Source organism: Rhizobium bangladeshense (assembly GCF_017357245.1).
Lineage (GTDB): Bacteria > Pseudomonadota > Alphaproteobacteria > Rhizobiales > Rhizobiaceae > Rhizobium > Rhizobium bangladeshense.
Map to the genome: position 1 here is coordinate 3,866,984 of NZ_CP071612.1, position 19,894 is coordinate 3,886,877.

Consider the following 19,894-nt stretch of genomic DNA (forward strand, 5'->3'; position numbering starts at 1 on the left):
CGCCATTTCAAACTCCAACGCAGGACAGGTGCTGGGAATGCTAGGGAAATGACGTTTCCGAAAGTTTAAGTGAACATGCAAAGCCTGCCCCGTTTTGAAAAAAACCAAAAAAGGTCCGTCTTTTCCAGCCGCTTGCCACGGCGCATCGCGCCATGCTCTATAAGCCCATGGCCTTCACGCTCCGCCAGGTCCAATATTTCGTGGCCGTCGCAGAACAGGGTTCAGTGACGCGAGCCGCGCAGAACCTTTCGATCTCGCAATCCTCAGTGACCGAAGCGCTGAAGGAGCTGGAAACCGACCTTGGCGTCGAGCTTTTCGAGCGCCATCCGCGTGGCCTGACCATCACCCACAACGGACATCAGTTCCTCCGTCACGCGACCAAGATTCTCGCCTCCGTCTCCGATGCGCGAACCAGCTTCTCCGGCCAGCAGAGTGCCCTCTCCGGCACCTTGAACATCGGCGTTACCTCGCTTGTCGCCGGCTACGTCCTCTCCGATCTGCTGGCGCGATACCGGCGCGCCTGTCCGGGCATTGAGGTCAGCGCCATTGAGGACAATGGCGGCTACCTTGAACACCTGCTGGTCGGCGGCGAGCTCGACGTGGCCGTCATGGTGATATCAAACCTGCGCGACCGCATGGCGCTGCAGGCGGAGATCCTCGAAACCTCGCCCTATCGGCTATGGCTGCCCATGGGCCATCCGCTGGTGTCGGCCGACATCATCTCGGTCGCCGATATCGCTCGTGAACCGCTGATCATGCTGACGGTCGACGAAATCGAAGAGAACACCGGCAAGCTGCTATCGGCGCTCGGCGCCCGCCCGCATGTCGCCTTCCGCACCCGCTCGGTCGAAGCGGTGCGCAGCTTGGTTGCGACAGGTGCCGGCGTCGCACTGCTTCCCGATCTCGTCTATCGACCCTGGTCGCTCGAAGGCGACCGCATCGAGAGCCGCGACGTCTCCGGCTCGCTGCCGGTCGTGCAGGTCGGGATGGTCTGGCGCAAGGGCTCCAGCCTGCCGCAGGCGGCCCGCGATTTCGTCGGCATCGCCGAAAGCATGCGCTCCGGCCGCATCAGGTGATATCGGAATTTCCGATACCGCCTTTCTGATAAATGAATTTGCGAAAGCGGCATTTTCGCGTCACCTTTTCATCCGGGAACGAACGGCCACAGAAAGTGGCACCAAACCGGGAGACGGATGATGAAGAATCTCTTGAAATCCTGCACGGCAGCGCTCGCCTGCCTCAGCTTCGCGACACAGGGGGTCGCCGCCGAACCGCTGAAGGCCTTGGGTAAGGGCGAAGGCGCGGTCAGCATCGTCGCCTGGGCCGGCTACATCGAGCGCGGTGAAACCGACAAGAATTACGATTGGGTCACCGGCTTCGAAAAGGAGACGGGCTGCAAAGTCTCCGTCAAGACTGCCGCCACTTCCGATGAAATGGTGTCGCTGATGAACGAAGGTGGCTTCGATCTCGTCACCGCATCCGGCGACGCATCGCTGCGCCTCATCGCGGGCAAGCGCGTCCAGCCGATCAATACCGATCTGATTCCGAGCTTCAAGAATGTCGACAAGCGCCTGCAGGACGGCCCGTGGTATACGGTCGGCGGCGCACATTACGGCGTGCCCTATCTCTGGGGGCCGAACGTCCTGATGTATAATACCGACGCCTTCAAAGACAAGGCACCGACCAGTTGGGGTGTCGTCTTCGAGGAGCAGACCCTGCCCGACGGCAAGTCGAACAAGGGCCGCGTCCAGGCCTATGACGGCGCGATCTATATCGCCGATGCGGCGATGTATCTGATGGCCCATAAGCCGGATCTCGGCATCAAGGATCCCTATGAACTGACCGAAGACCAGTACAAGGCCGCTCTGGACCTGCTGCGCGGCCAGCGCAAGCTCGTCTCGCGTTACTGGCACGACGCGATGATCCAGATCGACGACTTCAAGAACGAAGGCGTCGTCGCCTCCGGTTCCTGGCCCTTCCAGGTCAACCTGCTGCAGGCCGACAAGCAGAAGATCGCCTCCACGTTCCCGGAAGAAGGCGTCACCGGCTGGGCCGACACGACAATGCTGCACGCCGACAGCGAACACCCGAATTGCGCCTATATGTGGATGGAACATTCGTTGCAGGCCAAGGTCCAGGGCGACGCCGCCGCCTGGTTCGGCGCCGTGCCCTCCGTTCCCGCCGCCTGCAAGGGTAACGAGCTGATGGGCGATGCCGGCTGCGCCACCAACGGCTTCGATCATTTCGACAAGATCAAGTTCTGGAAAACCCCGGTCGCCAAATGCGCGACGCAGAGCGAATGCGTTCCCTATCATCGCTGGGTGTCGGATTATATCGGCGTGATCGGCGGAAGGTAGTTGCGTCACAGCCCCTCACCCTAACCCTCTCCCAGCCTGCGGGGAGAGGGACGTGCCCCGCGACAAGCTGGTGAGCGAAAGCAGCGCTCTGTGTCCCCTTCTCCCCACGCGGGGGTCCGAAGGACGGGTCGAGACCCGTGGCTCGACTCCGGTCGGTGCCCGGCAGGGCAAATGAGGGGCTTACACGGCAGAAGATAGCTATCCTGGAGTCTCCCAATGACGTCAGCCGTCCGTTTCCAGCAGGTATCGCGCCATTTCGGCCAGGTTCGCGCCGTCGACGGCGTCGATCTGGAGATCGCGCCAGGCGAGTTCTTCGCCATGCTCGGACCGTCCGGTTCCGGGAAGACGACGTGTCTCAGACTGATCGCCGGCTTCGAGCAGCCGACGGGGGGCCGCATTCAGATCTTCGGCGAGACTGCCGACGGCGTTCCGCCCTATCGGCGCAACGTCAACACCGTTTTCCAGGACTATGCGCTCTTCCCGCATCTCAACATTATCGACAACGTGGCCTACGGACTGATGGTCAAGGGCGTCGGCAAGGCCGAGCGGACGAAGGCGGCGGGCGACGCACTCGAGCTCGTCAAGCTGCCGGGTTATGGCGCCCGCCGGCCCGGTCAGCTCTCCGGCGGCCAGCGGCAGCGCGTGGCGCTTGCCCGCGCCCTCGTCAACAAGCCGAAAGTGCTGCTTCTCGACGAGCCGCTTGGCGCGCTTGACCTGAAGCTGCGCGAACAGATGCAGGAGGAACTGAAGAGCCTGCAGCGCGCGCTCGGCATCACCTTCGTCTTCGTGACGCATGACCAGGGCGAAGCGCTGTCCATGGCCGATCGCGTCGCCGTCTTCAACAATGGCAACATCGTCCAGCACGGCACGCCGCAGGAAATTTATCGCTGCCCGAGGACCCGCTTCGTCGCCGATTTCGTCGGCTCGTCCAACGTAATCGCGCCTGATCTGATGGCAGCGCTCGGCGGAGAGAAGCGCTGGGCAAGCCTGCGCCCCGAGGCGATCCGGCTGGCAAGCGACGGCGTCGAGGCGAAGGTCGAAAATGCTAGCTTCCTCGGTGCGGCGACCCGTCTCAGCGTCGACCTCAGAGGCAGCCGCCTGCATGTCACCCTGCCGGCCGGCGCGCCTGTGCCGGATGTCGGCGCCGGCATCCGCCTCGCCTGGCAGCCCGCCGATATCCACTATATGGACGATGCGGCATGACGGCTCTCATCATGTCCGACGGCAAGACATCGATCCTTCCGGGACGCAGCGGCGTCTTCGGCCTGATGTCAGACGCCCTCTGGCGACACCCGAAGCTCTTGCTGTTCCTGATGCTGACTCCGCCCCTGCTCTGGCTCGGCATCATCTATATCGGCTCGCTGGTCGCCCTGCTCTTGCAGAGCTTCTTCTCGATCGATGATTTCTCGGGACTGGTGAACTACGAATTCACGCTGTCGACCTACGCCCAGCTTCTAAGCCCGACGAACTTCGACATTATTATGCGTACGGTCGTGATGGCCGCACTGGTCACCGTCGCCTCCGCATTCGTCGCCTTTCCGATCGCCTACTACGCCGCCCGTTACGCCCAGGGAAAGTGGAAGGCGCTCTTCTATCTTGGCGTCATGCTGCCGCTCTGGTCGAGCTACCTCGTCAAGATCTACGCCTGGAAGCTGATCCTCGCCAAGGAAGGCATTCTTACCTGGATCTTCGAGAAGCTCCATCTCGCCTGGCTGCTGGACAGCGTGCTGGACCTGCCGGTTATCGGCGGCAATTCGCTTTCGGTAAGCTACCTCGGCACCTTCATCGTCTTCGTCTACGTGTGGCTGCCCTATATGATCCTGCCGACGCAGGCGGCGCTCGAGCGTGTGCCCGGTAACCTGATCGAAGCGTCGGCGGATCTCGGCGCCACACCGCGCCAGACCTTCCGCACTGTGCTGCTGCCTTTGGCGCTGCCAGGTATAGTCGCGGGTTCGATCTTCACCTTCTCGCTGACATTGGGCGATTACATCATTCCGCAGATCATCGGGTCGTCCAGGCTCTTCATCGGCCAGGCCGTCTATGCCCAACAGGGAACGGCCGGCAACGTGCCGCTGGCGGCGGCTTTTTCGGTCGTGCCGATCGTCATCATGGCGCTCTATCTGTGGCTCGCCAAGAAACAGGGAGCCTTCGATGCGCTCTGATCGCAACACAGCGCCGCTGCTCCTGAAGATCGCCGCTGCAGTCGGACTGCTCTTCCTGCATCTGCCGATCCTCTTGATCTTCGTCTATGCCTTCACGACCGAGGAAAAGAGCTATCAGTGGCCGCCGCCCGGGCTGACGCTGCAATGGTTCGCGGTCGCATGGGACCGGCCTGACGTCTGGTCGGCGCTGGGCCTCTCCCTGCAGGTCGCCGTCATCGCAACCGCTATCGCGCTTGTTCTCGGCACGCTCTGCGCGGCAGCCGTCAGCCAGACGAAATTCTTCGGCCGCGAGGCGATCTCGCTGCTGGTCATCCTGCCGATCGCCCTTCCGGGCATCATCACCGGTATTGCGCTGCGGTCGGCGTTCAGCCTTTTCGACATCCCATTTTCCGTCTGGACCATCGTGCTCGGCCACGCCACCTTCTGCGTGGTCGTCGTCTACAACAACGCCGTCGCCCGCTTCCGCCGCACCTCGAGCTCGCTGATCGAAGCCTCCATGGATCTCGGCGCCGATGGCTTCCAGACCTTCCGCCATGTCATCCTGCCGAACATCGGCACCGCTCTTCTGGCCGGCGGCATGCTCGCTTTTGCCCTGTCATTCGACGAGGTCATCGTCACCACCTTCACCGGCGGCCAGCAATCGACCCTGCCGATCTGGATGCTCGAAGAACTCATCCGCCCGCGCCAGCGCCCCGTCACCAACGTGGTGGCCATGGTCGTGGTGCTCGTCACCTTCCTGCCGATCCTGGCAGCCTTTTACCTCACCCGCGACGGCGACCAGATCGCCGGCGCCGGCAAATAACAGGGAGAACATCATGGATACAAAAATGCTGATCGGTTCCCGCTTCGAAAAAGGCACGGAGACGGAGGAGCACATCCTGAACCCGAAGACCGGCGAGACAGTGATCGATCTTCCCGAGGCCTCGCTTTCCCAGATAGACGCCGCCGTCGATGCCGCCGAAAAAGCCTTCGCGAGCTGGTCGCAGACGACGCCTTCCGAGCGCTCCGGTTATCTGCTGAAGATCGCCGACGCCATCGAGAAGGACGCCGCAGGTTTCGCAGCGCTGGAGGCGCTGAACTGCGGCAAGCCGATCAATTCTGTGCTGAACGACGAAATCCCGGCGATCGTCGATTGTTATCGCTTCTTCGCAGGCGCGGTGCGCAATCTGCATGGACCGGCCGCCGGCGAATATCTGCCCGGTCATACCTCGATGATCCGCCGCGATCCGATCGGCGTCGTTGGCTCGATCGCGCCATGGAACTATCCGCTGATGATGATGGCTTGGAAGCTTGCGCCGGCAATTGCCGGCGGCAATACCGTCGTCTTCAAGCCGTCCGAGCAGACGCCGCTGACGGCGCTGAAGATGGCGAAGCTGCTCTCCGACATCCTTCCCGAAGGCGTCGTCAACGTCATTCTTGGCCGCGGCGAAAGCGTCGGCAACGCCCTGATCAATCACGCCAAGATCGGCATGATCTCGATCACAGGCGATGTCGCGACCGGCAAGAAGGTGCTGCAGGCCGCCGCCAAGACGGTCAAACGCACCCATCTCGAACTCGGCGGCAAGGCCCCTGTCATCGTCTTCGACGATGCCGATATAGATGCCGTCGTGTCGGGCATCCGCACCTTCGGCTATTACAATGCCGGCCAGGATTGCACCGCCGCCTGCCGCATCTATGCCGACGCCAGGGTCTACGACAATTTCGTCGCCGATCTCTCGTCTGCTGTCGCCAGCATCCGCTTCAACCAGTCTGACGATACCGAAAACGAGATCGGGCCGCTGATTTCCAGGCGCCAGCGCGACCGCGTCGAAAGCTTCGTCGCCCGCGCTTCCGAGCACAAGCACATGGAAATCACCACCGGCGGCAAGGTCTCCGGCGATAAGGGCTTCTTCTTCACTCCGACTGTCATTGCTGGTGCCCTGCAGGACGACGAGATCGTCCGCCGCGAGGTCTTCGGCCCGGTCGTCTCGGTCACCCGTTTCTCCGACGCCGAGGATGCCATCGCCTGGGCGAACGACAGCGATTACGGTCTCGCCTCTTCGGTCTGGACCAGGGATATCGGCCGCGGCATGAAGACCGCCGCCCGGCTGCAATATGGCTGCACCTGGATCAATACGCATTTCATGCTGGTCAACGAGATGCCGCATGGCGGCCTCAAACAATCAGGTTACGGCAAGGACATGTCGGTCTACGCGCTGGAGGATTATACCGCCGTTCGCCATGTGATGATCAATCACGGCTGACGGTGAACCCGGCAAGGATATAGCAGCGACCCCGACAGCAGAGAACACCATCCGTTTCGCGCGACGCGGAACATTTTCCCGGTTGCCGCGTCTTTTCAGGCAAACGCAAAGGATGATGTCATGCTGAAATGGGCTCTGATATTCTTCGTTATTTCGATCATCGCCGGCTTCTTTGGCTTCTCCGGCGTCTCAGCCGCCACCGCGACCATCGCCCGGGTGCTCTTCGGTATCGCGCTGGTGATCTTCCTGATCTTCCTGGTTCTGGCACTGCTGGCCGGCCAGGCGGTCTTGTGAACGGTTCGGACGCCAGCTGAGACCGTCGAATGCGGACGGATGCGTCACATCATGGCCCTCAGCCAGGGAGGAACGCCTCGAGTCCGCCTTTTCAGCAGATTGTCGACCGATATCGATCCGGCACCGGTAGCCACCAGGACGAACATGCCGCCGGCAATCGCCAGATCCTTCTCGAAATGCAGGAGCTCGTTTTGACTGGCAAAGTTCGTGTGGAAGAGCAAAGCGGTCGCCAGGCAGAAGAGCGCCAGCGCCGCGGCTCCGAGCCTGCCGAGGAAACCAGTCGCGACGGAAGCGCCGGCGCCGAGCTGAAGGGCGATGGTAGCGAAGGCTACCGGCGCCGACAGTCCCAATTTCGCGAAGGTGTCGATGGTCGCCGCGAGATCCGCCGCAAGTGACCAGCCTTCGTGCAGGAAGATCAGCGACAGCAAAAGCCTGCCGAGGAGCAGGACAAGATCGGCCGGTCGGTACCTGCTTGCGGCGCTTTCCATGATAGCCTCCTGCCCAGAGCAGATAGTCCGCCTGCCCTGCTGCTGCCTCGATCTCCCGCCCGTGCTGCCTTGGATGCGTGCGATGCTCGAATTCTCCAGATCGCCCGGGGCACGGCCTATTATAGCAAACTCGCCCCGACATTGATCGCCAATGCCAGAATTGTCGTATTGAACAGGAACGACAGCACAGCGTGCAGCAGCGTCAGCTTGCGCATGCTGGTCGAACTGACCGCGACATCCGCCGTCTGCGCGGCAACACCGATGGTGAAGGAGAAATAGAGGAAATCCCAATATCTGGGCTCGTCGATTCCGTCGGGGAATTTCAGGCCGCCCTCATCGTCCGCCCCGCCGTAGAAATAATGAGCATAATGGATGGTGAAGAGCGTGTGCAGGAAGACCCAGGAGATCAAGATCGTCAGCACCGCGCCACCGGCCCGGACCAGCGCGACATCGGGCGTCGCCTCTTTGATCGAATGCAGCTCGAGGCCGATGCCGGCGATGCTCGCAAGCGCCGCGCCGATCGAAAGAGCCAGCAAGACCGTGTCGGAAAAATCGAGGTCCTCAGAGCGCTTCCGGATGCTCTCGACCGTCGCCCGCAGCATCTTGCGCCAGCTGAGCGCGATGAAGACGCCGGCGCTGGCGTTCCATCCGAACAGCACGTTGCGGGCGCTGACTTCCCGCGAGGTCACGGCCAGGAAGACTGCCAAGCCGACAAGGGCGGCGATGATGAAGCTTGCATGTCGGGAGGAAAGCACCGCCAGAGACGTTGTCCGTTCCTCCTCCATCTTCGCCTCCGGCCGCATAGGTCTTTGATAACAGCATGAAAAAGGCGCGGTTGCCAGTAGGCCACCGCGCCTGCGATCCTTTGCCGTACCCTATCAGGCCGCGGCGAGCTGCAATTCCTTTTGCACCATGCTGCGCAGCGTCCCCAAGTCCTTGGCGAAAGCGCGGATACCTTCGGCGAGCTTTTCGGTCGCCATCGCGTCTTCGTTCATCATCCAGCGGAAGGTCTTTTCGTCGACGGCGATTTTCGCGGCCGGCTTGACCGTTTCAGGCGACAACTTGCGCTCGAGCTTGCCCAGGTCATTCGACAGCTCGTCGAGCAGGTTCGGAGCGATGGTCAGGCGGTCGCAGCCGGCCAGCGCTTCGATTTCGCCGGTATTGCGGAAGGATGCGCCCATGACAACCGTCTTGATGTCATTGGCTTTGTAGTAATTGTAGATTTCACGGACGGACAGGACGCCCGGATCTTCCTCGGCGGTGAAATCCTTGCCCGTCGATTTCTTGTACCAGTCGAGGATACGGCCGACGAAAGGCGAGATCAGGAAAACCTTGGCATCGGCGCAGGCGATCGCCTGTGCCTTGGAGAAGAGCAGCGTCAGATTGCAGTCAATGCCTTCCTTCTGCAGGATTTCCGCTGCGCGAATACCTTCCCAAGTGGAGGCCAGCTTGATGAGGATACGGTCTTTCTCGATGCCGCGTTCCTTGTAGGCGGCAATGATGCTGCGTGCCTTGTTCAGCGATGCTTCTGTATCGAAGGACAGGTCGGCATCGACTTCCGTCGAAACGCGGCCGGGAACGAGCTTCACCAGGGCAGCGCCGACGGAGATGGCAAGGCGGTCGGCAACGGCTGCAGCAGCGACATTTGCATCGCCGCCGAGCTTCTTGCCCCAGGCGATCGCTTCCTTCATGTCGTCGGCGAACATTTCGGTGCCGAGCGCCTTGAGAACGATGGATGGGTTGGTCGTGCAATCAACCGGCTTCAGGCGGGCGACCGCCTGAATATCGCCGGTATCGGCGACGACGGTGGTAATCTCGCGGAGTTGGTCAAGCTTGGATGTCATGGTTGGTGATCCTTATTGAATTCAGAGCGGACCGGCGCGACTTCCGCCCGGCAAAGAGATGATCTTGGGACAGATGGTTTGCATGCTGCAGGCGAATATACGCGCTTCCGTCACGGATGATTCATAAACGTGAGGGACAGTCGACGTGTTCCGGCCCGGTGTGAACGGCTGCTCGAACGCAGGCAATATCGCCTGCGGCGCAAAGGCCGGTCGTGACTTTCGGCATGCCCGCACTATGTCCTCCTCGGACGGACAGGAACGACTTCATGTCGCGAGGACTATCAACGCGCAGCCTAGGAAAAGTCAAGGACATTTGTGCATTTCAGTTGACATAAGTGTCACGCCCGTCATTATCCCAACAGCAAGCGCACAGGCGCAGCCTTTCGCCACCAGGGGTTTAGGCGAAAATCCTGCGGGAGGAGACGTGGTCAAGCTCAAACGCGGCACCCATACCGCCTATTCCGAGGCCTCCTCGCTGCGACTGAGGGCCGCATGGCTCTACTACAATGAGGGCCTGACCCAGAAGGACGTCGCCGAACAGCTGGGCATCAGCCGGACGACGGTGATCCGGCTGCTCGACGAGTCGATGAAGCGCAGCGAAGTCCAGATCTGGATCAACGATTCGATCGGTGATTGCGTCGAGCTTTCGGTCAAGCTGGAGCGTGCCTATGGCCTCGACGAGGCGATCGTCGTGCCTGCGCCGGTTCATTGCGACGTCGATTCGCTGGCAAAGAATGTCGGTCTGGCGCTCGGCCAGTTCCTCTCAGAAGCCATCCCCGACGACTATACGATCGGTGTCGGCTGGGGCCGCACCATGACCGCCTCGCTAGCGAGCTTCCGGCCGCCACGCCGCGCCAATTGTAAGGTCGTCTCGCTGCTCGGCGGCATCGTTGCCGTGCACCAGACGAACCCGATCGATTACACTTGGCGGCTGGCAAATCAGCTCGGCGCCGAATGTTATATGTTCCTGGCGCCGCTTCTCGTCGATTCCGTCGAGACCAAACGCAATCTGATCGACAAATGCGGGTTGGACACGATCTACCGTCTCGCCGAGAATCTCGATCTCGCCATCGTCAGTTGTGGTGATATCGGGCCGCACTCGACCTCGCTATCGGAAGGATGGATATCGAAGGCCGAGCTGCAGGAACTGATCAATGCCGGCTGCGTCTGCGACACCATGTTCAACTTTCTCGACAAGGACGGCCATTCGGTCGACCACTCGATCAACCAGCGCGTGATGTCGGTGGATCTCGACATGCTGAAGGAGGCCAAGCACATCGTGCTTTCCTCGGGCGGCGCCCACCGGGCCACCGCCATCCGCGCTACGATCAAGCGCATCGGCTGCAACACCCTGATCACCGATGAAGGCGCGGCGCAAGCATTGCTTGATCTGGCCGAAGAGGCCCGAAGCGCGCCGTGAGCTTTCAATTTGGCTTGCCGCGCTTCATGCCGTGCTTTTTAGCACGGCTTACTTTACGCATGCGCCGATTCCCAACCAAGCATCGCCCGTTTGCGGGTGAGGCCCCAGTGGTAACCCGTCAGCGCACCGTTTTTGCCGAGCGCCCGGTGGCAAGGCACTACGAAGGAGATCGGATTTGCGCCCACCGCCGCCCCCACGGCCCGCTGCGCCGACGGCCGGCCGATTTCGTTGGCGATGTCGGAATAGGTGACCGCCCTGCCGAAGGGTATCTTCAGCAGGCTCTGCCAGACACGCACCTGGAAGTCTGTGCCGATCAGCACGACGCGCAGCGGCTGCTCGGAAGACCATTTCCCGGGTTCGAAGATGCGGGCGGCATAGGGCATCGTCGCCTGCAGGTCTTCAATATATTCGGCATTCGGCCAGCGGCAGGTCATGTCCTCGAGGCAAGCCCGTTCCCCGCCGGAATCGCTGAAGGCAAGGCCGGCAAGACCGCGATCGGTCACCATGATCAGCGCCACGCCGAAGGGGCAGATGTGGAAGCCGTAGCGGATGATGAGGCCGCCGCCTTTCGCCTTCCATTCGCCGGGTGACATCGCTTCGTGGGTAACGAAAAGGTCGTGCAGGCGGCTCGGCCCGGAGAGGCCGACTTCGATCGACGTCTCGAGCAACGGCATATCTTCCTTGCGCAGCAGCCGCTTGGCGTGGTCGAGCGTCACCGCCTGCAGGAAACCTTTTGGCGAGAGGCCGGCCCAGCGGGTAAAGGTCTTCTGCAGCTGCGTCGGCGACTGGTTGAGCCGCGCGGCGATCGCCTCCAGCGACGGCTGGTCGCGGTAATCCTCGGTGATGAGTTCGATGACCCGACGGACGATGTCGTAATCAGGGCCGTCAGGCGTGATGTCGGTCTGCGGGTTCGCAATCATGTCCATGGTCTTTCTCCTTGCAGCAAGGAGATAATCAATAGGCGGGGGGTAAGCCACCCGATTCTTGCGCGTTCGCCTGATGCGCTCAGATACGCTGCCTGACGGTGGCGAGCGCACCTTTGAAGGCCTTGGCGAAGCTCTCGCGATCGTCAGGATTGAGGAAGGAACCAATATCCGTACGGCGGCCCTCGCCGAAAATATGCATGGAGAGGATGCCGATCTCCTGGTGCCTGCGAACGAGGAAACGCGCCCAGAAGGGATTGAAATGATGCTCCACCATCCGTCCCGATGGAGCAAACTTGCGCACCGATACGTCCGTGCGCGACACGATGACCTGTTCGCGCACCTTCCCGGAACGGTAATTCAGCCAAAAGGCGCCGTAGAGAAGCGCGAAATCCAATCCGAAGAAGAAGCCGATCGGCCAGGCGCCGGTGACGATGAAGAACATCCCATAGAGGAAGCAGACGGCGCCGGACAGAATGAGCAGCACCTTGAAGCCCCGGCGGCCGAGCGACCGGTGAGGGAAAAGCTCGGCGGCGAAAACAGGCTGCTCGTTGGAGCTGTTGGCGTTGCTTTCCATCATGACGGCTGAGTATAGAGTTTCTATGGCGAATCCGAAACTCAAATCCCCGCCGCAAGGCACGAATGTGATTACCCGCCGCAAGCCGGCGGCGGTGGTCAAGACCGCCTATTCGCAGGCTGAGCGCGAGGAAATCTTCCGTCGCTTTTCAGTGCAGCGGCCCGAGCCGCGGGGTGAGCTGGAGCATACCAATCCTTTTACCCTTGTCGTGGCGGTGGCCCTCTCCGCCCAGGCCACCGATGCCGGTGTCAACAAAGCGACGCGGGCGCTGTTCACGGTGGCCGATACGCCGCAGAAAATGCTCGATCTCGGCGAAGAGAAGGTTCGCGATTACATCAAAACGATCGGCCTTTACCGCAACAAGGCGAAAAACGTGATCGCGCTCTCGCAAATGTTGGTCGACGAATTCGCCGGCAAGGTCCCGGAAACCCGCGAGGAACTAGTTCGGCTGCCGGGCGTCGGCCGCAAGACTGCCAATGTCGTGCTGTCCATGGCCTTTGGACAGGCAACCATGGCGGTCGATACACACATTTTCCGGATCGCCAATCGCATCAGGCTTGCTCCCGGCAAGACACCTGATGAAGTCGAAGCGCGATTGATGAGAGTGGTGCCGAAACACTACCTCTATCATGCCCATCACTGGCTGATCCTGCACGGACGCTACACCTGCAAGGCTCGCCGTCCCGAATGCGAACGCTGCGTCATCGCCGACATTTGCAAATCGCCGGAGAAGAGTTCGGATGTGCCGGCCCCACTCATCGAGCTACCGCCGCAAGTGATCGGCGAGGCTGTCGAGTAAAACAACGATCGCCTCCTCGTAACTCCGCCTTTCCCCGCCCGCCTCGATGGCCATTGCCGCGCGGTCGAAGGCCGCCGATAGCAGCAATGTCAGAGGCTCGAGAGCAGCGCCGGCTCCCGGCAGCATGGCTGCAAGTCCTGCCCGTAATGTCATTTCCGCATTGTCGGCATCGATCGCCTGAGTGGCCGCCAAGCCGAGGACGGCAGGCGCCTCGACCAGCAGCAGCCGCGTGCGGCCCTCAGCCATCAGCGCATCGAAATAAGCCGAAGCGCCGGCAAGCAGCGCGTCTCGGGGCGCATCGTCGGGCGCTGGGCATGCCTCGATCGCTTCGGCAACTGCGCGCGCCTCGCCTTCGACAACCGCGCGAAAGAGCGCCTTCTTGTCTTCGAAATGATGATAGAGCGCTCCGCGCGTCACACCCGCTGCCGCGGCGATGTCCGGCGTCGCCGTTTCGGCATACCCCTTACCGACGAAGAGGCGCCGTCCGGCGTCGATCAGCGCCTGTCTTGTCTGTTCTGTTCTTTCGCGATTGCTGCGGCTCATTTCCCCCATTTACATACAAGCCGACTGTATGTTAAGAAGAAAAACATACAGTCAGTTTGTATGTAAGGAGAAACCGGGTGAATTCGACGAGCTATTATCCTGTCATCATGACCGAAGACGTTTCTGGTTCCGCCCGCTTCTATTGCGCGCATTTCGGCTTCAGGGCGGTGTTCGAGAGCGACTGGTACGTTCACCTGCAGTCGCAAGAGGAGAAGCATGTCGCTCTTGCCATTCTCGATGGCAGCCACGAAACCATACCGGCCGTGGCTCGCGGCAAAGTAAGCGGCCTGCTCCTCAATTTCGAGGTTGCCGATGTAGATGCGGTCTACGCGGCCTGCCGCAGCGCAAACCTCCCGATCCTGCGGGAGATTCGCGACGAGGAATTCGGCCAGCGGCACTTCATTACCGCCGACCCGAATGGCGTGCTGATCGACGTCATTAAACCTATACCGCCGAGCGCCGAGTTCGCCGCAATGTACGAGGCATCAGCCTTACCGAGTTGAGCCTCAGGCGCGAAAATCGGCGTCCTTTGCGGAAATCAGCTTGTGCAGATGCACCATCATGCCCGCAGCAAAGAGAGGTGTTAGCAGGTTGACCACAGGGATCGCCAAAAAGAGTGCGATGACCAGCCCGCCGAGAAAGACGGTCGGCGCATGTTTGGCGCGGAAGAGCCGTGCCTCATGCTGCGGCCGGAAGCGCATGGCGGCGAATTCGAAGAATTCCCGTCCGAGCAGATAGCCGTTCACCAAAAAGAAAGCGACCAGATTGACGCCGGGGATGAACAGCAGCAACAACGCCACGATATTGCCGAGGATCACCACCCCCAAAAATTTGATCGAGCTTGCCATCGCCGGGCCGATCGGCATGGCGGCGCCCGGTGCGTCGCCGGAATAATCACGCTTTTCGATGACCTCGGCGACATCGTCGAGGAAAAGGCCTGCGATCAGTGCCGTTACCGGCGAAAGCAGCAGCGCCAGCAGGAGCGCAAGGCCGATCCCGGCCAGGATCGCAAAGACCAGAGCGAACCACCCCGCCCAATCCGGCATTTCGGGAAAGAAGCTGGTGAGCCAGGGAAAGAGGAAGGCCATGAAGGCCCCACGTAGCGCAAACCATAGGCCGACGAGCACGAGAAGCGTCAGGCCGAGCACCTTCCAGAAGACCGAGCGTGTCTCCGGCGCGAACAGATTGGCGAGCGAAAGGCGTGCGGCATCAAGAATCATTTCTTCGGCGTCTCCGGTTGCGCAGAAGATGTAGGAAAGGCGAATGCCACCGGCAAGAGAGAATAAAATTGCAGGCTGTAATAGAAACTTGTCGCAATATTAGAACTAATATAATATTATCAGACGCAGAAATACGCATGGACCTGAGAAGCAGCTTCCGAAAATAGTTGCCAAGACAAGGGGTCGCGATAGCGCATCCACGGAACGCCTCTGAGGAAATACGGGGAGGCTGACGTGGAAGACTTTGTGCACAAGCTCAGGCAATACGTAAAAAGCGGCACACCGGCCGAGCGTCGTATCGCGAAATATTTCTCCGAGCACTTGAACGACCTGCCGTTTGAGACGGCGGCGTCTGTTGCCGACAGGCTGGATCTCTCGCCGATGACCGTCGGGCGCTTCCTGCGCGCGCTCGGCTATCAGGGTTTGGACAGCGTCAAGGTGGAGATTCGCGAAACCGTGACGACATCGCCGGCGCAGCTGCAGAGTGCCATGAGCGAGCTGCACGCGGACGCGGCGGAGGGCAAGCCGCTTGCCGTGCTGGTCGCAGAACAGATCCAGGCCCTGCATCACATCTATCATCTGACGGCGCAGCCCCACTGGGCGGAAGCCGTCCGCCTGATCAGCACCGCCCGCGAAGTATCGATCGCCACGCATGCGCGGCTCGCCAGTCTTGCCAATCATTTCTGCCAGCGACTGACGCAAGCCCGCGATGGCGTCCGCACGCTCGATGCCACCGACAACCGTTTTGCCGAACTCTTCGCCCGGCAGGCCGTCGACGATGCTTTGCTCGTCATTATCGACTGCCGCCGTTTCGCCAAGGCACGGCTGCTTGCCAGAACCGCGCGGCGATACGGCTACAAGGTCGTGCTGATTTCGCCTCAGCAAGCGGACTGGATGGCGGATCAGTCAAACGTCATGCTGTCCTTGCCGCCGGCACGCGCCCCCGATCTCGATAATCTTCCGCCGCTGATCGCGTTGCTCGATTGCCTGTCGGAATCCGTCATTCTCGAAGTCGGAGAGGAGGCAGCTCTTCGGCGCCGCCGCATGCTGGAATTCGCGACCGTCCTCGGCGAGACCGCGAACCACTAAATAGTCGGGCGCCTTCAGCGGCTAGTCTAGAGCAACGCTTCCAGTTCGGCGCGGTGCCGATGCATGGCCAGAAGACGGCGATAATCGCGGTCGTAAAGCGCCTGTTTCGCCTTGTCGGGAAGCCGTTCGTTGCCGCCCGGATACATCGCCTCGCCGGCTGCCGCCAAATCCTCGTGCAGACCGCAGGCCACGGATGCCGCAATCGCGGTGCCGAGCAGCACGGCCTCGTTCATCTTCGGCACCACGACCTTGCAGCCGGTGGCATCGCTATAGAGTTCCATCAGCACCGGGTTCTTGACGTGTCCGCCTGCGATATGCAGCGTATCGGGCACGTAGCCATACTCCTTCATCTTCTCCAGGATATGGCGGATGCCGAGAGCGATCGCGACGGCAGACCGCCAATAGAGCGCGCAGAGTCCGTCGAATGACGTATCCAGCGTCAGGCCGCTGATCACACCGACGGCATGCGGATCGGCAAGCGGCGAGCGATTGCCGTGAAAGTCCGGCAGCACAAAAATGCGCTCGCCGAAAGCGTCGCCCTCCCCTGCCCGCAATTCGGCGATGCGCGCGACGATTTTCTGGTGCAACGCCGCCGTCGGCTCACCACCGGCCGCATGCATTCGCACGACATGGTCGAGCAGCGCTCCGGTCGCAGATTGCCCGGCTTCCACCAGCCAGGACCGCGGGAAGACGACTTCATAATAGGGGCCCCACATGCCGTGGCTCGGCTTGCGTTGCTGTGAAAAGGCGACGATGCAGCTTGAAGTGCCGGCGATCAGCGCCAACTGGCGCTCGCGTGTTACAGGATCGGCGGCATAACCCCCGAGCGCCCCGAGCGCGCCGGCATAGGCGTCGATCATTCCCGCGGAGACATGGCACTCCGTGGTCAGCCCCAGCGCCTCGGCCGCATCGGGCGTCAACAGGCCCATACTGCCGCCGACCGGCGCGGTCTCATCCGGCAACCGGCCGCGAGTCTGAAGATCGTCGAGCCCGATCCGCTGCAAGAAATCCTGCTGCCATCCCCTTTCGAGATGGGCGAGGTAGTTCCATTTTGCCGTCACCGTGCAGCGCGAGCGGGCCGGCGATCCCGTCGATTTCCAGGTCATGAAATCGGCAAGATCGAAGAAATATCCCGCATTTTCCCATGTCGACGGCAGCTTCTTCTTCAGCCACATCAGCTTCGGCATTTCCATTTCCGGCGACATGACCCCGCCGGAATGTTCGAGCACTCCGTGCTCCGTCGCCGTGCAGAAGTCGGCTTCCTTCAGCGCCCGATGATCGAGCCACACGATGGTGTCGAAACGCTGCTCGCCGCTTGTGGATACACTGATCTGCCGGCCTTCGACATCGCGGACGACAAGCGAACACGTAGCGTCGAAGCCGATTGCCGCGACTGACGCGGCTGAGATACCGGATTGCTCCACCGCCTGGCGAACTGCTCTGCAGGCGGCCGACCAGATGTCTTCGGAATCGTGCTCGGCGTGGTTTTCACGCGGCCGGTTCATTACGATCGGATGTTCGGCCTTGGCCAGCAAACGGCCGCCGGCATCGAAGACGCCGGCGCGCGCGCTGCCGGTGCCGACATCCACCGCAACCACATGATCACGCATCAAATCTCGGTCCCGTCCAGCTTATGGTTGCGGACAAGGTGTATCAAATCCGGCATGGCGTCAAACACGACTTCCGGCGAAAGTCGGTCGAGTTCGGCCCTGTATCCGGCGAAATTCGCATGCGATCCGCCGGTGAAGGCAAAGACAGTCATGCCGGCCGCCTTGGCGGCGGCAATACCGGCTGGACTGTCCTCGATGACAAGGCATGCTTCGGGTTCGACATGCATCTGGCGGGCCGCATGCAGGAAGAGGTCCGGCGCGGGTTTGCCGCGTTTGACCATCGTCGCGCTGAAGATGTCGGGGAGCCTGTCGAGAAGCCCGGTGACGGAAAGCGATAGTCGGATACGCTCCATCTGGCTTGAAGAGGCAACGCAGCAAGGAATACCAAGCCTGTCGATCGTCGCGGCGATGCCGTCGATCGGCTTCAGCTCGCTGCGGAAGCGCGCGTAGAGATCGGTGCGGATGCGCTCCAGGAATTCTTCGCCGGCGTGAATGTTGAATTCGGTTTCCAGCGTATCGATGAGGGTCGACAGGCTGCGGCCGAGAAAACGCTCATAGGCTTGGTCCTCGGTGATCGACACGCCAAGATCGCTCATCGCCCGCACGAGCACGCTGATTGAGATCGGCTCGCTGTCGACGAGCACCCCGTCGCAATCGAAGATGACCAGCCGTGGTTCAGCATCAGCCATGAAAGACCCAACCTGAGTTCAATTCCGACACATGACCGTCCCGCTTCGCTCGCAAGGCAGGATGAATGGCGGCAGCGGATGCCGCCATGTGGATTCCCTTACACTGCGAGCTTGCCGTCGAGATAGAGCTGCAGCGTCTCACGCGTGCCTTTTTCCCACAAGCTTTTGAGCGCATGGGCAAAACGCTTGCGGAAAAGTTCGGACTTCGCCACCTCGCCGAAGATATCGTCGAAGACGAGGAAGGCCGAAGGATCACCCTTTGCCTTCAGCGCCGCTTCATGCAGGCGCCCGGCGCTGGCGTCATTGAAGACGATATCCTTGCCGCTGTCGGTCTTGCCCCCGAAGTAGCGGCACCAGAGGGCCGAGACAAGCGCCAGGCCGATGACGTCCCTGCCCTGGCGCAGATTGTCGAGCGTCGACGGCAGGATGAATTTCGGCTGGCGGTTCGAACCGTCCTGTGCCAGACGCGGGATAGTGTCGGCGATCTTCGGATTGAGGAGCCGATGTTCGATGAGGTCGAAATAATCCGTCAGTGAGGTGTTCGGCACCGGCGGCACGATCGGGATGATCTCGTCTTTCTCGAGCTTGGCCAGGAAAGCCCGGATCAGCGGATCCTCCATGGCATCGTGCACGAAGTGAATGTCCATCAGCGCCGCCGGATAGGCGATCGCGGCATGTCCGCCGTTCAGGATGCGGATCTTCATGTGTTCGTAAGGCGTAACATCGGGAACGAAGGTCACACCAACTTTTTCGAGAGCCGGCCGGCCGGCCGTGAACTTGTCTTCGAGCACCCACTGCTTGAATTCTTCGCAATAAACCGGCCAGTTATCCTCGATGCCGAAATTGTCCTTGAGGAAATCGATCTCCCGCTGACCGGTCGCCGGCGTAATACGGTCGACCATCGCGTTCGGAAAGGCGACATTGGCCGCGATCCAGTCGGCAAGAGCGGGATCGGAAAGCGCTGCCGTGCCAACCACGGCATTAGCGGTGACGACGCCGTTATGAGGAATATTGTCGCAGGACATCACGGTGAAGGGCCGGATGCTTTTCTCCTTGCGAACCTTCAGGCCGGCGACGATCAGGCCGAAGACCGTCTTCGGCGCGCCGGGATTTTGGCCATCGGCGGCGATATCGGGATGGGCCGGATTGAACGTGCCTGACGCATCGATGAAATAACCGCCCTCGGTGATCGTCAGCGAGACGATGCGGATATCCGGATCGGCAAGCTTGGCGATGATCGCGGCGGGATCGCCGACCGGCAGGATGTCGATCATCGGCGCAGTGACGCGCGCCGCCGTTTTATTGTTGTCCTGCTCCACCACCGTCGTCAGGAAATCCTGCGCCGCAAGCTTTTCGCGCATCGCGGCATCCGATGGCAGAATGCCGGCGCCGATAATCGCCCAGTCGTGATCGACGCCCTGGTTGAAGAGATCGTCAAGATAGATCGCCTGATGGGCGCGGTGGAAATTGCCGACGCCGAAGTGCACGATGCCGGCTTTCAGCGACGCCCTGTCATAGGAAGGGATGGCGGCAGTGCGCGCCGCGTCCGAAAGCGTTGCCAGCGATAATTTGCACGTCATGTTTCAATCCTCTTGAAGGTCTTGCCGAGACGGCCGGGCGCCTTCGCCCGGCTCGC

Annotated in this window: 21 protein-coding genes; 11 read left to right on the forward strand and 10 right to left on the reverse strand. The window is 61.2% G+C overall.

Annotation, left to right across the window (positions count from 1 at the left end; all coding sequences use genetic code 11):
* Positions 1–167 precede the first annotated feature (167 nt).
* The 7 genes from J2J98_RS18630 to J2J98_RS18660 all read left to right on the forward strand — a co-directional run bounded on the left by J2J98_RS18630 (position 168) and on the right by J2J98_RS18660 (position 7,056).
* Entirely contained in the window at positions 168–1,076 is a 909-nt protein-coding gene (locus tag J2J98_RS18630) for a LysR family transcriptional regulator (protein ID WP_018072713.1), read from the forward strand.
* A gap of 120 nt (positions 1,077–1,196) precedes the next feature.
* Positions 1,197–2,357, forward strand: coding sequence for an ABC transporter substrate-binding protein (locus J2J98_RS18635; RefSeq protein WP_138394956.1), 1,161 nt, complete (start codon positions 1,197–1,199; stop codon positions 2,355–2,357).
* Positions 2,358–2,573: 216 nt separating this feature from the next.
* A complete protein-coding gene (locus J2J98_RS18640; RefSeq protein WP_138394957.1) occupies positions 2,574–3,560 on the forward strand; it encodes an ABC transporter ATP-binding protein in 987 nt (328 codons plus the stop codon).
* Entirely contained in the window at positions 3,557–4,519 is a 963-nt protein-coding gene (locus tag J2J98_RS18645; protein WP_207601808.1) for an ABC transporter permease, read from the forward strand. Before J2J98_RS18640 ends, J2J98_RS18645 begins: the two co-directional genes overlap by 4 nt.
* Complete coding sequence (locus tag J2J98_RS18650) at positions 4,509–5,321, forward strand: ABC transporter permease (protein ID WP_207601809.1); 813 nt, start codon at positions 4,509–4,511, stop codon at positions 5,319–5,321. The genes J2J98_RS18645 and J2J98_RS18650 overlap by 11 nt, the downstream gene beginning before the upstream one ends.
* A 13-nt stretch (positions 5,322–5,334) precedes the next feature.
* On the forward strand, positions 5,335–6,762 hold the full coding sequence (locus tag J2J98_RS18655; protein ID WP_207601810.1) for a gamma-aminobutyraldehyde dehydrogenase: 1,428 nt from the start codon (positions 5,335–5,337) through the stop codon (positions 6,760–6,762).
* A gap of 120 nt (positions 6,763–6,882) precedes the next feature.
* Positions 6,883–7,056, forward strand: a complete 174-nt coding sequence (locus J2J98_RS18660) for a DUF1328 domain-containing protein (protein WP_126923204.1) — start codon at positions 6,883–6,885, stop codon at positions 7,054–7,056.
* A 44-nt stretch (positions 7,057–7,100) separates the two neighbouring features.
* Here J2J98_RS18660 and J2J98_RS18665 read toward each other — a convergent pair whose 3' ends face one another.
* From J2J98_RS18665 to tal, 3 genes are all read right to left on the reverse strand, one after another.
* Entirely contained in the window at positions 7,101–7,544 is a 444-nt protein-coding gene (locus J2J98_RS18665) for a DoxX family protein (protein ID WP_138394961.1), read from the reverse strand.
* 119 nt (positions 7,545–7,663) lie between these two features.
* Positions 7,664–8,329 carry a DUF1345 domain-containing protein gene (locus J2J98_RS18670; protein ID WP_375337088.1) on the reverse strand — a complete coding sequence of 222 codons (666 nt, stop codon included), beginning with the start codon at positions 8,327–8,329 and terminating at the stop codon, positions 7,664–7,666.
* A gap of 93 nt (positions 8,330–8,422) precedes the next feature.
* Positions 8,423–9,388: a transaldolase gene (tal, locus tag J2J98_RS18675; protein WP_064708634.1), complete on the reverse strand. Its 966-nt coding sequence runs from the start codon at positions 9,386–9,388 to the stop codon at positions 8,423–8,425.
* A 424-nt stretch (positions 9,389–9,812) separates the two neighbouring features.
* On the opposite strand from tal, the gene J2J98_RS18680 reads away from it, so the two are divergent.
* Positions 9,813–10,808 carry a sugar-binding transcriptional regulator gene (locus J2J98_RS18680; RefSeq protein WP_064708633.1) on the forward strand — a complete coding sequence of 332 codons (996 nt, stop codon included), beginning with the start codon at positions 9,813–9,815 and terminating at the stop codon, positions 10,806–10,808.
* A gap of 53 nt (positions 10,809–10,861) precedes the next feature.
* On the opposite strand, the gene J2J98_RS18685 is transcribed toward J2J98_RS18680, so the two are convergent.
* Positions 10,862–11,734 (reverse strand): methylated-DNA--[protein]-cysteine S-methyltransferase, encoded by an 873-nt coding sequence (locus tag J2J98_RS18685; RefSeq protein ID WP_064708632.1) that lies wholly within the window; start codon positions 11,732–11,734, stop codon positions 10,862–10,864.
* A 79-nt stretch (positions 11,735–11,813) separates the two neighbouring features.
* Positions 11,814–12,311: a DUF2244 domain-containing protein gene (locus J2J98_RS18690; RefSeq protein ID WP_064712230.1), complete on the reverse strand. Its 498-nt coding sequence runs from the start codon at positions 12,309–12,311 to the stop codon at positions 11,814–11,816.
* 22 nt (positions 12,312–12,333) lie between these two features.
* Between J2J98_RS18690 and nth the strand changes: the two genes are divergently transcribed.
* Positions 12,334–13,107 carry an endonuclease III gene (nth, locus tag J2J98_RS18695; protein WP_375337105.1) on the forward strand — a complete coding sequence of 258 codons (774 nt, stop codon included), beginning with the start codon at positions 12,334–12,336 and terminating at the stop codon, positions 13,105–13,107.
* Here the strand turns inward: nth and J2J98_RS18700 are convergent.
* A complete protein-coding gene (locus J2J98_RS18700; protein ID WP_207601812.1) occupies positions 13,072–13,650 on the reverse strand; it encodes a TetR/AcrR family transcriptional regulator in 579 nt (192 codons plus the stop codon). The genes nth and J2J98_RS18700 overlap by 36 nt on opposite strands.
* 77 nt (positions 13,651–13,727) lie before the next feature.
* Between J2J98_RS18700 and J2J98_RS18705 the strand changes: the two genes are divergently transcribed.
* The gene (locus tag J2J98_RS18705) at positions 13,728–14,153 is read left to right on the forward strand and encodes a VOC family protein (RefSeq protein WP_207601813.1); all 426 of its coding nucleotides are present in this window, start codon (positions 13,728–13,730) and stop codon (positions 14,151–14,153) included.
* 3 nt (positions 14,154–14,156) lie between these two features.
* Here J2J98_RS18705 and J2J98_RS18710 read toward each other — a convergent pair whose 3' ends face one another.
* Positions 14,157–14,870 carry a sulfate transporter family protein gene (locus J2J98_RS18710; protein WP_064712233.1) on the reverse strand — a complete coding sequence of 238 codons (714 nt, stop codon included), beginning with the start codon at positions 14,868–14,870 and terminating at the stop codon, positions 14,157–14,159.
* A gap of 234 nt (positions 14,871–15,104) precedes the next feature.
* Between J2J98_RS18710 and J2J98_RS18715 the strand changes: the two genes are divergently transcribed.
* Positions 15,105–15,959, forward strand: a complete 855-nt coding sequence (locus J2J98_RS18715; RefSeq protein WP_064708626.1) for a MurR/RpiR family transcriptional regulator — start codon at positions 15,105–15,107, stop codon at positions 15,957–15,959.
* Positions 15,960–15,985: 26 nt separating this feature from the next.
* On the opposite strand, the gene J2J98_RS18720 is transcribed toward J2J98_RS18715, so the two are convergent.
* The 3 genes from J2J98_RS18720 to J2J98_RS18730 form a co-directional block, all read right to left on the reverse strand.
* Positions 15,986–17,569, reverse strand: a complete 1,584-nt coding sequence (locus tag J2J98_RS18720) for an FGGY-family carbohydrate kinase (RefSeq protein ID WP_207601814.1) — start codon at positions 17,567–17,569, stop codon at positions 15,986–15,988.
* The gene (locus J2J98_RS18725) at positions 17,569–18,258 is read right to left on the reverse strand and encodes an HAD family hydrolase (RefSeq protein WP_064708624.1); all 690 of its coding nucleotides are present in this window, start codon (positions 18,256–18,258) and stop codon (positions 17,569–17,571) included. Before J2J98_RS18725 ends, J2J98_RS18720 begins: the two co-directional genes overlap by 1 nt.
* Positions 18,259–18,356: 98 nt before the next feature.
* Positions 18,357–19,838, reverse strand: coding sequence for a mannitol dehydrogenase family protein (locus J2J98_RS18730; protein WP_207601815.1), 1,482 nt, complete (start codon positions 19,836–19,838; stop codon positions 18,357–18,359).
* Positions 19,839–19,894: the final 56 nt, after the last annotated feature.